Origin of the sequence: Spiroplasma endosymbiont of Aleiodes alternator, from assembly GCF_964031135.1 — a bacterium.
Classification (GTDB): Bacteria; Bacillota_I; Bacilli_A; order Mycoplasmatales; family VBWQ01; genus Spiroplasma_E.
The window spans coordinates 151,019-165,589 of sequence record NZ_OZ035008.1; the positions used below are offsets into that span (position 1 = coordinate 151,019).

At 24.0% G+C, this 14,571-nt stretch carries 13 protein-coding genes and 1 pseudogene; 8 read left to right on the top strand and 6 right to left on the bottom strand.

Annotation, left to right across the window (positions count from 1 at the left end; translation table 4 throughout):
* Nucleotides 1-2 precede the first annotated feature (2 nt).
* Complete coding sequence (locus ACQH20_RS00945) at nucleotides 3-1,142, bottom strand: rod shape-determining protein (protein WP_338958423.1); 1,140 nt, start codon at nucleotides 1,140-1,142, stop codon at nucleotides 3-5.
* Between the two features lie 178 nt (nucleotides 1,143-1,320).
* Here ACQH20_RS00945 and rsmA point away from each other — a divergent pair, with 178 nt between their 5' ends.
* The 3 genes from rsmA (at nucleotide 1,321) to pth (ending at nucleotide 4,009) form a co-directional block, all read left to right on the top strand.
* On the top strand, nucleotides 1,321-2,166 hold the full coding sequence (gene rsmA, locus ACQH20_RS00950) for a 16S rRNA (adenine(1518)-N(6)/adenine(1519)-N(6))-dimethyltransferase RsmA (protein ID WP_425377180.1): 846 nt from the start codon (nucleotides 1,321-1,323) through the stop codon (nucleotides 2,164-2,166).
* 263 nt (nucleotides 2,167-2,429) lie between these two features.
* Nucleotides 2,430-3,440, top strand: a complete 1,011-nt coding sequence (locus ACQH20_RS00955; RefSeq protein ID WP_425377181.1) for a ribose-phosphate diphosphokinase — start codon at nucleotides 2,430-2,432, stop codon at nucleotides 3,438-3,440.
* Nucleotides 3,441-3,445: 5 nt separating this feature from the next.
* Nucleotides 3,446-4,009: an aminoacyl-tRNA hydrolase gene (gene pth / locus ACQH20_RS00960; RefSeq protein WP_425377182.1), complete on the top strand. Its 564-nt coding sequence runs from the start codon at nucleotides 3,446-3,448 to the stop codon at nucleotides 4,007-4,009.
* A 19-nt stretch (nucleotides 4,010-4,028) separates the two neighbouring features.
* Here the strand turns inward: pth and ACQH20_RS00965 are convergent, their stop codons facing one another.
* On the bottom strand, nucleotides 4,029-4,286 hold the full coding sequence (locus ACQH20_RS00965) for a hypothetical protein (protein ID WP_252320612.1): 258 nt from the start codon (nucleotides 4,284-4,286) through the stop codon (nucleotides 4,029-4,031).
* Between the two features lie 120 nt (nucleotides 4,287-4,406).
* Between ACQH20_RS00965 and ACQH20_RS00970 the strand changes: the two genes are divergently transcribed.
* The 5 genes from ACQH20_RS00970 to metG all read left to right on the top strand — a co-directional run bounded on the left by ACQH20_RS00970 (nucleotide 4,407) and on the right by metG (nucleotide 9,849).
* A complete protein-coding gene (locus tag ACQH20_RS00970) occupies nucleotides 4,407-5,969 on the top strand; it encodes an adenylosuccinate synthase (protein ID WP_425377183.1) in 1,563 nt (520 codons plus the stop codon).
* Nucleotides 5,970-5,971: 2 nt separating this feature from the next.
* Entirely contained in the window at nucleotides 5,972-7,273 is a 1,302-nt protein-coding gene (gene purB, locus ACQH20_RS00975) for an adenylosuccinate lyase (protein ID WP_425377184.1), read from the top strand.
* A 137-nt stretch (nucleotides 7,274-7,410) separates the two neighbouring features.
* A complete protein-coding gene (locus ACQH20_RS00980) occupies nucleotides 7,411-7,806 on the top strand; it encodes a hypothetical protein (protein ID WP_425377185.1) in 396 nt (131 codons plus the stop codon).
* A gap of 38 nt (nucleotides 7,807-7,844) precedes the next feature.
* Nucleotides 7,845-8,165 (top strand): hypothetical protein, encoded by a 321-nt coding sequence (locus tag ACQH20_RS00985; protein ID WP_425377186.1) that lies wholly within the window; start codon nucleotides 7,845-7,847, stop codon nucleotides 8,163-8,165.
* A gap of 100 nt (nucleotides 8,166-8,265) precedes the next feature.
* The gene (metG, locus tag ACQH20_RS00990) at nucleotides 8,266-9,849 is read left to right on the top strand and encodes a methionine--tRNA ligase (RefSeq protein WP_425377187.1); all 1,584 of its coding nucleotides are present in this window, start codon (nucleotides 8,266-8,268) and stop codon (nucleotides 9,847-9,849) included.
* Between the two features lie 557 nt (nucleotides 9,850-10,406).
* Here metG and ACQH20_RS00995 read toward each other — a convergent pair.
* The 4 genes and pseudogenes from ACQH20_RS00995 to ACQH20_RS01010 form a co-directional block, all read right to left on the bottom strand.
* Entirely contained in the window at nucleotides 10,407-11,585 is a 1,179-nt protein-coding gene (locus ACQH20_RS00995; protein WP_425377188.1) for an IS3 family transposase, read from the bottom strand.
* Between the two features lie 76 nt (nucleotides 11,586-11,661).
* A pseudogene (locus ACQH20_RS01000) lies at nucleotides 11,662-12,540 on the bottom strand (IS256 family transposase); the annotation flags it as partial.
* A gap of 140 nt (nucleotides 12,541-12,680) precedes the next feature.
* Nucleotides 12,681-13,202: a ferritin-like domain-containing protein gene (locus ACQH20_RS01005; protein ID WP_425377189.1), complete on the bottom strand. Its 522-nt coding sequence runs from the start codon at nucleotides 13,200-13,202 to the stop codon at nucleotides 12,681-12,683.
* A gap of 173 nt (nucleotides 13,203-13,375) precedes the next feature.
* Entirely contained in the window at nucleotides 13,376-14,554 is a 1,179-nt protein-coding gene (locus ACQH20_RS01010) for an IS3 family transposase (RefSeq protein ID WP_425377190.1), read from the bottom strand.
* Nucleotides 14,555-14,571 lie beyond the last annotated feature (17 nt).

Here is a 14,571-nt window from a genome sequence, read left to right on the forward strand (position 1 = left end):
TTTTAATTACTTGGTCTAATGAATCCTTTTTCATATACATCTTGTTTATGAGTTTCATAGGCTTGAGTTCCTCTAATTACACACTCTCTTGGATTATTAGCAGATACCACATGTTCTAAATTTAGTCGTTTTTTTAGATAAGTTGTAATATTTTCAAGCAAAGCACCCCCACCAGTGATAGTTAAACCGTCTTTCATAATCATTTCTGAAAAGGCAGGTCCAGCTTTATCGATAATGTCACTACATAGTGCAACAATTGGTTCAAAGGCTTCGGTAACTACTCTAGCTACTTCTTGTTTAGGAACTGTAATTTGTTCAGGTTTTTTAGTTTTAGTACTTTTTCCATGGATAGTAATTTTATTTTCACTATCTTTTTCACCATCTATTCAAATACCAGCACTAATTTTTGTTTTTTCAGCCTCCATTGAGCTAAGAGATATATAGTGCATTTTTTCAAAATGTTCTTTAATATTACGTTCAATAGCATTTCCAGCAATTGGAATTGAATCTTGAACAATAACTTCTCCACTTGATAAAATGGCACAGTCAGAAGTTCCACCACCAATATCAAGAATAAATACTCCTGAAGCATCTCAAAGTGCTTCCCCAGCACCAATAGCTGCCAATTTTACTTCAGGAACAATAACAACTTTTTCAGCTTTCATTACGCTTTCATTACTTTCATTATATCTCTTGGGAAATTTATCGCTATAAATTGGAATTTTAGCTACTTTTTTTCCTTGTAGAATTTCACGTAAAACAGTTCTATCTAATTTATAAACCTTAGATGGAATAGCTACAAGCGCTACTGAATTTTCTCAAATTTTTTCAGCTTTCACATCAATAATTTGTGTAAAAATTTCAGTTAATAAAGCAATCAAAGCATTATTGTCACTAATAACACCATTAGCCATTGGTTCTCTGAAAATTTTATTTGCTGGAGTTTTTTCTTTCATTAATAAAGCGGCTTCACCAATGAATACTTCTCCGTTTTCTGTATCAAATACAATTGCTGATGGTTGACTATAAACAACCCTTCCATTAACTCTGACAATTAAATTTCTTGTTCCTAAATCTAGAGAAACAATATTAACGTCTTGGTTATTGTGTCCGTCATTAGCAACCTCTATTTTTGTTGCCATATAAAAATCATCTCCTTTTCCCACTCAAATTAATATTTATTTATTAAGTTGATATATGTTAATATTACCACATGTAGATTTGCTAGTAGTAAATTTAGCATATATGATTAGTTGGCTAACTATTTGTTTAATTATTACTAGTATATAATTAACTAAAAATGTGAATTGGAGAATAATAATGGAAAATCCAAAAAAAATATTGAAAAAATACGACTTACATGCAATTAAAAAGTTTGGACAAAACTTTTTAATTAATAATAATATAATTGATAAAATTGTTAAAACTAGTAATTTTAAAGATGAAGATGGCATTGTTGAAATTGGAGCGGGCATTGGTCATTTAACCAATAAATTACTCAGCACTGCGCAAAAAGTTGTGACAATTGAAATTGACAAAAAATTAATTCCTGTTTTAGAAAAAGAGTTAAATGAATACAAAAATTTAAAAATTATAAATGATGATTTTTTAAATTTAGATTTAAAAAAAATCATTAATGAAGAATTTGCAATAAATCAAAAAATTCATGTAATTGCAAATTTGCCTTATTATATTACTTCACAAATTGTTTTAAAATTATTAGAAAATATTGAATTATTTGATTCATTTACATTAATGATGCAAAAAGAAGTTGCACAAAGATTTTGTGCTAAACCTAAAACTAAAGTATATAATAATCTTTCTGTTATGTGTCAGTTTTATTGTGATGTTAAAATTATTTTTGATGTTAGTCCTAATAATTTTACTCCGATACCTAATGTCACAAGTAGTGTTGTTTATTTTAAAGTAAATCCTAAATTTCAACTTGATGAACCACAATTATTTTGAAAATTTGTAAGAAGTTGCTTTGTTAATAAGAGAAAAACATTAGTTAACAATTTGGGTATTTATTTAAATAGCAAAGAAAAAGCCGTTAATTTAATTAACGACTTATCTTGATCATTAACAATAAGATCTGAAGAATTAACATTTTCAATGTTTTATCAGTTATTTACTATTATTAATAATAAATACCTTTCAGAATAATTATTAAAATTAATGATATTAGAATGTGGATAATAAGTATATAAAACACCTCAGCAATAATCCTTGTTTATTAATAAACATATTTTTAAATATTTATTATTCGTTAACTATTATAATGATTTTATTTTTTCTTGCAAAAGATATAACTTTTTATTAATTATTTTTAATTAATAGTCTTTAAATTTAATATACTTAAATTGTAATAAACATTGTATAATGAAATTATAATTATAATTTTTTAGAAACATGTAAAGGAGGATTTAATGAATAATGTAGAAAACATTGTAGTTTTTGGTTTAAGTGCTAGTCAAAAATTTACACAAGAAGTTTGTAAAAAACTTAATATTGAACCTGGAAAAGCAGAAATTAGTCGTTTTGCTGATGGTGAATTTAACATTCAATCTATAACATCAGTACGAGGGAAAGTGGTATATATTATCCAATCAACTTCGCCGCCAACTAATGATAATTTAATGGAATTATTAATTTTTGTTGATGCTTTAGTTCGTGCATCTGCTGCTAAAATTCATGTAGTAATTCCTTATTTTGGTTATGCTCGTCAAGATCGAAAACAAGGTGGTAGACAACCTATTACTTGTAAACTTGTTGCAAATTTATTAACTGTTGCGGGTGTTGATCGTGTTATTACTGTTGATTTACATTCACCACAAGAACAAGGATTTTTTGATGTTCCTGTTGATGATTTACGAGCAACTCAAGATTTAGCATCTTATTTAATTGAAGAAAATTTAACTAATTTAGTTGTTGTATCTCCAGATCATGGTGGTGTTACTCGTGCTCGAAGATTAGGTAATTATTTAAGTGTACCTTTGGCAATTATTGATAAAAGAAGAACAACTCCTAATCAAAGTCAAGTTAAGTTTGTATTAGGAGATGTTAAAGAAAAGAATGCTATTATTATTGATGATATGATTGATACAGGTGGTACTATTATTAATGCAGCAAAAGCTATTAAAGAACATGGTGCAAAATCAGTTTATATTTTAGCTACTCATGGTATTTTTAGTGGGCAAGCTTCAAAAAATTTGAAACAAGCTGTTATTGATGGAATTATTAAGGAAGTTGTTATTACTAATACTATTGAAATTTCTGAAGAAAAAAAATTTAATGGCTTAAAAATTATTTCAATTGCTGATTTTATTGCAAAAATGATTGATGCTTCAATTAATAATAAATCATTAACAAAAGTTTATGATGATAAAACAAATGAATTAATAAAAAAAATAGTAAAAAATAATAAAGAGGAAATTTAAAGTAGATGAAATTAGTTATTGGATTAGGAAACCCAGGTAAAGAGTATGAATTAACACGTCATAATATTGGTTTTATTATTATTGATATGATTTGTGAAACATTACAATTAAAAATTAATCAAACTAAATTTAATGGTCAATATGTTAAAACTGTTGTTAATGGCACTGATGTTATTTTTTTAAAACCATTAACTTTTATGAACTTATCAGGTTTTTGTGTTTCAAATTTTATGAATTATTTTAAAATTAAAATTGAAAATGTGTTAATTATTCACGATGAAGTTGATTTAAATTTTGGTCAATTTCAATACAAACAAAAATTTAGTGCTGCTGGTCATAATGGAATTAAAAGTATTTTTAATCAAATTGGTAGTAAAGATTTTCAAAGATTAAGAATTGGTCTTGGTAAAAATCCTAATTTTAACACGGCTGATTGAGTTTTGAGTAAGTTTAGTAATGATGAGTTAAAGAATATAAACGATCATAAACAATTTTTTGTAGAAAGCATTAGTAGTTGAATTACTGATAGTAAATTTGAAAATATTATGAATAAATATAATAAAAAATAATTAATATATTATAAAAATATTAAAGAATATTTTCATTTTTATGTTTTCTACATAAGTAAACATAAAGTTGTGTTTCTTTTTCTTTTTTAATTTTTTCTAATTCTTTTTTTATTTCTTCAATTAATAAAATATCATTTTGTGTTTGCTGATATTGATTTATTTCATTTATTTTTTCAAGTTTTGCTTCTAGTAATTTCTGCTTACAAATAGGACAAAGTTTGTCAAAATCATCATTATTATCATTTTGAAAACTGTCATTATCAAAATTTCATTTCATTTTTTAAGTTTCCTTTACTAGTTTATTTTTAATAACAATATTTTGATAATCATTATTAAATAATTATATAATTAATTTATAAATTTATAAATACTTTTTTTTGAGTATAAAGGAGACAAAATGAAAGCAAAAAAAAATATAATCAAACCAACAATAGAAAAGGCAAAAACTAAAGTTGAACAACTTAATAAAACTATTAAACCAAAAGTTAAAGATGTAAAAAAAGCAACTAAAGTAAAAACGCAATCAATAAAAACTGACACTCTTAAGCCAATCATTAATAAGATGAAAGTAGATTTTGAAAAGTCAAAACATATAATAAAAGAAGAAAATCAAAAAATTACTAATAAAATTGTCAATACTAAAAATATTTTAATATCAAAAATTGATCAACCAAAACCATTTAAAACTACTGCTATTATTGGTTGTCAATGAGGTGATGAAGGAAAAGGCAAAATAACTGACTATTATAGTCAAAATTCTGATGTTATTGTTCGTTGAAGTGGTGGTGATAATGCCGGACATACAATTGTTTTTGATCATCAAAAATATAAATTAAGTATTATTCCTTCTGGTATCTTTAATAAAGATTCATATTGTGTTATTGCTAATGGTTGTGTTGTTAATCCAGAAAAATTAGTTTCTGAAATTGAATATTTAAAAGCTGCTGGTTTTAGTTGTCAAAATTTACGAATTTCTGATCGTGCTCATATTATTTTACCTTATCATTTAGCATTTGATGAATATGAAGAAAAAATTAAGGGTGATAAAGCTATTGGCACTACTAAAAAAGGAATTGGACCTTGTTATGCTGATAAAGTTAATAGGATTGGAATTCGAATGGGCGATTTATTAGATAAGGAACGACTATTAGAATTGATTACTGATAATTTGTTAATTAAAAATAAAATATTAAAAAATGTTTATGAATATGAAAAAGAATTTAATGCGCAAACAATATATAATAGTTTATTAGAATTATTACCATACTTTAAAGATTTAATTATTGATACTGGTGAATTTTTAAATGAACAATTAGTTAGAAATAAAAAGATATTATTTGAAGGAGCACAAGGTACTTTATTAGATTTAGATCATGGTACATATCCTTTTGTAACATCTTCTAATCCAAGTGCTAGTTCAATTGCTATTGGTTCAGGTATTTCTTTAAAAGCAATTAATGAAATTATTGGTGTAACTAAAGCATACAGTACAAGAGTTGGTGCTGGTGCGTTTCCTAGTGAAGTTTTTGGTAAATTAGCAGATTATATTCGTATGACTGGTAATGAATATGGCACAGTTTCAAAAAGACCAAGAAGAATTGGATGATTTGATGCAGTTATTGCTAAGTATAGTGCACAAATTAATGGATTTACTAGTTTAGCTATTATGTTGTTAGACGTGCTTACTGGTATTGAAACATTAAGCATTTGTACGCATTATACTTTAAATGGCGAAATAATTAGATACATACCTTCTCAAATTAATAACTTTAATAAATGTCAACCACATTTTATTACTATGCCTGGCTGAAATGAAGATATTACTAATATTACTAGTTATGATGAATTACCAGAAAATGCTAAAAATTATTTAAAAAAAATTAGTGAGTTGGTGGGTGTTCCAATTAGAATATTTTCTGTTGGTCCAGATCGTAAACAAACTATATTTATTAAGGAATAAAAATGATTGAACGTTACGAAACAAAAGCAATGAATAATATTTGAAATATGAAAAATCGTTTAAACTTATGAATGAATTTTCAAATTGATGTTTGTGAATCATTACAACATTTAAATATAATTCCTTTTAAAGATTTTCAATTAATTAAAAAAAATGCTAAGTTAGATATTGAATTAATGAATAAATTAGAATTAGAAACTAAACATGATGTAGTTGCCTTTACTAGAATGTTAAGTGCTAACTTAAAAACTGAAAGTCGTTGAATTCATTATGGTTTAACTTCAACTGATATGGTTGATAGTGTCCAAAATCTACAAATAAAATTTTCAAATGAAATTATTGAAAAAGCTTTAATTACTTTACAATTGAAATTAAAAGAGTTAGCATTTAAATATAAAAATCAATTAGTAATTGGTCGCAGTCATGGTATTTTTGGTGAACCAACTTCATTAGGATTAAAATTTGCTTTATGATACGATGAAATAAATAGACAGTTAGTAAGGTTGGAATTAGCAAGAAAACAAGTTGAAGTTATTAAGATTACGGGTGCTATGGGTAATTTTGTTCATATTTCGCCAAAAGTTAGTGAATTTATTGCCAAAAAATGAAAAATGGAAGTTGACAGTTCTGCTACGCAGGTAGTACAACGTGATCGTTTGATTTTTTTAATTACACAATTAAGTTCAATTGCTACAACAATTGAAAAAATAGCTTTAGAAATTCGTTTGAGTCAACGTAGCGAAGTTAATGAACTTTTAGAGGGATTTTCTATTTCGCAAAAAGGTTCAAGTTCAATGCCACATAAAAAAAATCCAATTGGTTCTGAAAATATTTGTGGTTTAGCAAGATTAGTTCGAAGTTATAATAGTATAGTATATGAGAATAATTTATTATGGTATGAACGTGATATCTCTCATAGTTCTAATGAACGCATTATGTTACCTGATATTTATCATATATTAGATTTTATTATTAATAGAATGACAAATATTTTAGATAATTTAGTAATTAATACTAGTGCCATGGCAAATAATATTGCTAAAGCTAATGAACTTTATTTTTCACAAGTAGTTTTATTGGCTATTATTAAAAATAATCCAAAAATAACACGTGAAATTGCTTATGATTTTATTCAAAAATGCACTTTAGAAGCACAAAATAAAATGATTAATTTTAAAGATGTATTAATAAAGAATAATATTAATCAATATTTAACTAGTGAACAGTTAAATGAATGTTGTAATAATAATATTTTTTTAATAAATGTTGATTATATTTTTAAAAAAGTTTTTAAAGATAAATAATGTTTAATATTAAATTTAATTAGCATTTAATTTATTATTTTTTGTTTTTTTATTTTATCTAATAATCAATAAATATAAAAGATTAAGAAAATATTGTAATTAGTCACTAGATTATATAAGTTTAAGGAGTGAAAATTATGAAGAAATACAAAATAGATAATAGTTTTCCTTTTATAGATCAAGATTTTAATTTTATTACAAGCTACGATAGTGAAGAACACTTTTATGATGTTTTAGATGATCGATACTTAAAAGATAATGGAGAAATAGATATTAATTTATTAAAAAAGAAAATTAATAAAATAAAAATAATATTATATTATATTAATAATAAGAAATATAAATGTGAAAAAACATTGCAGTCAAATATTAAAAAACAATCTATATTTCTTTCTTATAATATAAATAGTATTAAAAAGTTAGAAATTTTCGAAAAACAAAAAACAAGTAAAATTTTTAAATTTAAGAATAAATTAGTTAAGTTTTTAACTTTTGGTTATTATAATTTTGAAAAAAACGAATTAACAAAATAGTATGTGAAAAAGTTAATATAAGTAATCAAAAAGAAGAATTGAAAAAGGTTGGATTAAAAATTTTAAAACTTAATAATATTTTAGAAAAAATAGAAAAAGAAAAAAGAAGACAATGAGAAAAAAATGATCTTTTGAGACATTGATATGATTTTGCAAGTTCAAGAAAATTACAAAATCAACCATTAATGAGTAACGGTAATAAGTATTTACCAGTAAATAATTATGATAATGAAAAAAGTAGTGTTATTTCACACGTAAATAGTTATTATAAGTTTTACTTAAACGTTGATATAGATGCTGTTAACTCTGATAATGGTTTTAATGAAAATCAATATCAACAAAAATGTTCCATTTTATAAAAAAATAAAAATTAATAAAATATTATTAATTTAAATAAGTATTACAATAAATAATACTATTTTAATGTAAAATTATAATTATTAAATTTAGGAGCAAATAATGACAAAAAAATTTTATATTACTACCCCTATTTATTATCCTAGTGCTAAATTACACTTGGGACATGCTTATACAACAATTATTGCTGATGTTTTAGCTTGCTATAAGAAAATGCAAGGTTATGAAGTATTCTTTTTAACTGGAAGTGATGAACATGGTCAAAAAATTGCTAAAAAGGCGGATGAAAATAAACAAACTCCACAAAAATTTGTTGATGATATTGTTGTTGGGTTTAAGAATTTATGAAAAAACTTAAATATTGATTATGATAAATTTATTAGAACAACTAATAAAAATCATATTTTAAGTGTTCAGAAAATATTTAGCAAATTATTAAAACAAAATGATATTTATTTGGGAAAATATGAAGGATCATATTGTATTTCTTGTGAAGAATTTTTGACAGATAGTCAAATTAATAAAATTAATAATACATGTAAAATATGTCAAGGTAATATTACTACTTTATCAGAACCATCATATTTTTTAAAATTGGAAAAATATACTAAACAATTATTAAAATATTATGATGAACATCCATTATTTTTATGACCACTTAATCGTAAAACGGAAATGATTAATAATTTTATTACGCCAGGTTTAGAAAATTTAAGTGTTACTAGAACGAGTTTTACTTGAGGGGTACCAGTATTAGAAGATCCAAAACATGTTATTTATGTTTGAATTGATGCATTAAGTAATTATTTAACAGGATTAGGTTATTTACAAGATGATGACATTAATTTTAAAAAATTTTGACTAGATTCAAATTGTGAAATTGTGAATTTAGTTGGTAAAGAAATTAGTCGTTTTCATATGATTTATTGGCCAATTTTATTAATGGCATTAAACTTGAGACAACCAAATCGAATTTTGGCCCACGGTTGAATTACTAATGAAGAAGGAAAAATGTCAAAATCAAAAGGTAATGTTATTGATCCTTTAGTATTAGTAAATCGTTATGGTGCAGATGGATTACGGTTTTTTTTAATGAAAGAAATTATTATTGGTCATGATGCAAAATATAGTCATGAATTATTTTTAAATTGTTATAACTCTTATCTTGTTAATGATTTAGGTAATTTGCTTTCGCGAACAGTTACAATGATCATTAAATATTGTGATGGTAAAATTCCCAAAGTTAATTTAAATAAGTTACAACCAGAAGCAATAGAAATAATTAAAATTATTAAAAGTACTATTAATGATTTTAATATTGAAATGGATGAGTATCAAATTCATGAAGCAATTAATGTCGTTTTTAAATTAATAACTAGTGGTAATAAATTAATTGATTTAACAAAACCATGAGATTTACATAAAAATAATAAAACTATTGAATTACATAATATTTTAAATTTATTAGCAAATATTTTAATTATTAGTAGTGCTTTATTAAGTCCAATTTTGGTTAATAGTTCATTAAAAATTCATGAACAATTGGGTGTCTTAAAAATTACTAAACCAATAGTCAATATTAACTTGAATGAAGTTTTTAATAAATCTGTTAATAAAAAAGAATTATTATTTCCAAGATTAAATATTGAAGATGAATTATCATTTTTAAACAATGCATTTAAATAAAATATAAGAGTTATTAAAAAAATGCCAGTTATAGATAATAAATATCCAATTCATTTTGTATGAATTGGAGAAATACCAATTACTGTAAGAAATAATAGAAAATGCAATTAGAGGAAAAAGGAAAAAAATCAGGAGTCTTTAAGAACAATTAATCAATCAAAATTAGTAAGTATTGAAATCCAAACCGAAATAAATGAAGAAAATGAGAAACCTAGTTGACAAGATCAAAAAAAAGAAGAACAAAAAATTAAAAATAAATTAAATGAAGAAGAAATAAAATTAACATCTTTAAATGAAGTATGAAAATTAATAAGTACTGAAATTCCAGATTTACAGCAATCTTTATCAGAAGAATCAAAAAATGCAAGCAAACAAAAATGAGAGAATAGGGGCTTAATAGAATATCAATTACCTTTGGAAATAAAAGCAGAAATATTAAATACAGTTTAAACTATCAAGTAGAAGAATGAACTTGTCAAGAAAAGTGGACAATAAAAGTAACCTTTTATTAAATTTTATAAAATAGCGTTTGTAAGTGTTAAATTTATAGGTATGAACTAATTATTTGTTGGTTTGGAATGAGCTAATCGATATTCGATTGGACTCATTCCTTTTAATTTTATTTGAGGTCGATAATTATTATAAAAGTAAATATATTTAGGTAAGTTGTCTTGTATTCATTCAATAGTTCTATTTTTTCTTGGAATTTGATATAGAAATTCTGTTTTCATTGTTCCAAATCAAGTTTCAGTAGCACCATTATCACAGGAATTACCTCTTCTAGACATTGAAATTTTTATTTTTAATTCATCACATAAAATTTTATAAGAAGGATTTGTATAGTGAAATCCTTGATCTGATTGTAAAATTCATGAAGTAGGTTTTTGAGCATTAACTCAAGCTTGGATAATGTTTTGGACAACAAATGTCATGTCTAAACTTGCACTTATTTTATAATCTAATATTTCATTATTATGAAAATCTTTAACAATTGATAAATAATATGTTTTACCATTAGTTAATAAATAAGTTATATCAGTACCTAATTTTTCATTTAAATTAGTAGTTGAAAAATCACGTTTTAATAAATTATCATATCTTAAACTTCCTGATTTAGTTCTATAATCAAATTTTTTTATGCGAACCTTAGCTTTTAAACTCATATTTTTCATATATCTATATACAATATGAAATTTTAATTTTAAATTATAAATTTTGTTAATTCATAAAGTTATCATTTTATAACCATAAATTTCTTGAAATTCATAAAAAATATTTTTAATTATATTAGCTAAAAATGTATCTCATTTATTAAATTCATTCATTCCATTCTTAATTCACTTATAATATCCTGATTTTGAAACATTTAATAATCAACATAAATAACTAATCTGATATTTTTTCTTCAATGAGAAAATCACAAAATATTTCTTCTTTTTTGTCGATTTTTCTAAATACTTTTTTATATCGTTCATTGCCTCAATATATTCAATTAATTCTTGTTTTGTCATTTCATTAAAATTTAAAGATTTGGGTTGACCTGTTCTTTTGGTTTTTTTAGCACGAATTCCATTGCCATATTTTAAACCTTTTTCACCTAATAATTTATATGCTTTAATTCATTCTTTTATTGATGATCGACCAATACCATACTCTAATGCGGTTTTATCAATTGTTTTAATTTTACTTATTTTTATTATTTTTAACTTTTCTTCTTTTGATAGTCATTTAGCCATAAAAAAATGAACACCTTCCTTAAAGTATTTTTAACACAAAGGTTACAATTCTGTGTCTACTTTATTCTAGATGTTCAGTATAAATTGGTTTTAAATCTGCAACTAGAGATTTTCTATGCTTATATGAGACATATTTCAAACTATTTCTAATTTGATGAACTATGCATAATTGATGTTCTGTTTTAAGATAAACTGATTGTATTGCTTCTGACATGCCTGTTAAATTATCACTGCAGGCAATAAGAATATCATTTAAGCCACGATTTTTCATTTCTGTTAAATTTGCTAATCAAAATTTAGCACCTTCATTTTCACTAATTCATAAACCTAAAACATCTTTTTTACCTTCTAAATCAACTCCTAAAGCTATATAAACTGATTTATTAATAATCCTTTTATCTTGTCGTACTTTCACTATTATGCAATCAAAATAAACAATCGGATAGACACTTTCTAATGGTCGATTTTGCCATGCTTTTACATCATCAATAACATCATCAGTAATTTTACTAATAACACTTTCACTAATATCAGCACCATGATATAACTCTTGTAATTGCATTCTAATATCTGATAATGTCATACCTTTTGCATATAAAGAAAGAACTTGTTGATCAAAACCTTCAAATCTTCTTTGTCTTTTTGCAACTATTACAGGATTAAAATTACTATTGCGATCTCGTGGTACATCAATCTCAATTTTACCTTGTTGAGTTATTAATTTTTTTGAACTTATACCATTACGAGCATTGTCACTATTACTATGTTGATTCTTATCATATCCTAAATAATTTTGCATCTCAGAATTCAACATTTTTTCTACTAATCTTTTTGTTAATTCTTTATACAATCCTCCCTCTTTAAAAACTGTTGTTAAATCTTCAGTATTTTCTAATAATAAATCTACTGCTTTTGATATTGGATCATTATTATTAATATTTTGCTTTTTAGCCATCTGTAACTCACTCTTTCTAGTCATTTAATTATATTTACTAGAATTAATTAAACATAGTTATTTTTGTAAGTTACACAGATTACTAAACATTACCATTTTTTTATACATTTTTGGTAAAAATTAAGAGTTAAATATGAAATTTATTCGGGTTCATAAAATGGAACAATAACTTTTAAAGTATCTGGCTCTTCAGTTTTTAGTAAACGTTTGTCAATTTTATAAAGGTTACTATTAGACATTGCAATTCAATCCAATAAGTCTTTTTCATAAGCAATTTCTTCATAGAAATCAATTAAGAATCAGTCATAAAATTTCGCAGTTAAATTATCATTATTTTCACGAGCACTTTTAACAAGTTTATTAGTAAAATCAAGTAATTCTTCTTTAGTAGATTTTAATTTTTTTAATGCTTCTTCAATGTTTTTTGTAGTAAAAGTTGGAACTTTAATGTCTTTAATTTCAACTTGAGCATCTTGATCCATTAAATAATTACAAATTTTACGAATATGAACAACAGCATCAGCAGCTTCTACTTGGAAGAAGCGTGCAAACCCAGGATATCCATTTTGATTTGCATCATTACTTAATTTAAAACTAAGCATTTGATATTTTAGATGTTCACTAATATAATCATTTAGATCATCGTTAATCTTTTTAATCATTAAATACACCTTCTTTCTTGGCTTTATATGTATTATACTACTTTAATACTATATATATATTAAAATAAATTAAGAATAAAAATTGAACTTGTCAAGAAAAGTGGACAATAAAAGTAACCTTTTATTAAATTTTATAAAATAGCGTTTGTAAGTGTTAAATTTATAGGTATGAACTAATTATTTGTTGGTTTGGAATGAGCTAATCGATATTTGATTGGACTCATTCCTTTTAATTTTATTTGAGGTCGATAATTATTATAAAAGTAAATATATTTAGGTAAGTTGTCTTGTATTCATTCAATAGTTCTATTTTTTCTTGGAATTTGATATAGAAATTCTGTTTTCATTGTTCCAAATCAAGTTTCAGTAGCACCATTATCACAGGAATTACCTCTTCTAGACATTGAAATTTTTATTTTTAATTCATCACATAAAATTTTATAAGAAGGATTTGTATAGTGAAATCCTTGATCTGATTGTAAAATTCATGAAGTAGGTTTTTGAGCATTAACTCAAGCTTGGATAATGTTTTGGACAACAAATGTCATGTCTAAACTTGCACTTATTTTATAATCTAATATTTCATTATTATGAAAATCTTTAACAATTGATAAATAATATGTTTTACCATTAGTTAATAAATAAGTTATATCAGTACCTAATTTTTCATTTAAATTAGTAGTTGAAAAATCACGTTTTAATAAATTATCATATCTTAAACTTCCTGATTTAGTTCTATAATCAAATTTTTTTATGCGAACCTTAGCTTTTAAACTCATATTTTTCATATATCTATATACAATATGAAATTTTAATTTTAAATTATAAATTTTGTTAATTCATAAAGTTATCATTTTATAACCATAAATTTCTTGAAATTCATAAAAAATATTTTTAATTATATTAGCTAAAAATGTATCTCATTTATTAAATTCATTCATTCCATTCTTAATTCACTTATAATATCCTGATTTTGAAACATTTAATAATCAACATAAATAACTAATCTGATATTTTTTCTTCAATGAGAAAATCACAAAATATTTCTTCTTTTTTGTCGATTTTTCTAAATACTTTTTTATATCGTTCATTGCCTCAATATATTCAATTAATTCTTGTTTTGTCATTTCATTAAAATTTAAAGATTTGGGTCGACCTGTTCTTTTGGTTTTTTTAGCACGAATTCCATTGCCATATTCTAAACCTTTTTCACCTAATAATTTATATGCTTTAATTCATTCTTTTATTGATGATCGACCAATACCATACTCTAATGCGGTTTTATCAATTGTTTTAATTTTACTTATTTTTATTATTTTTAACTTTTCTTCTTTTGATAGTCATTTAGCCATAAAAAAATGAACACCTT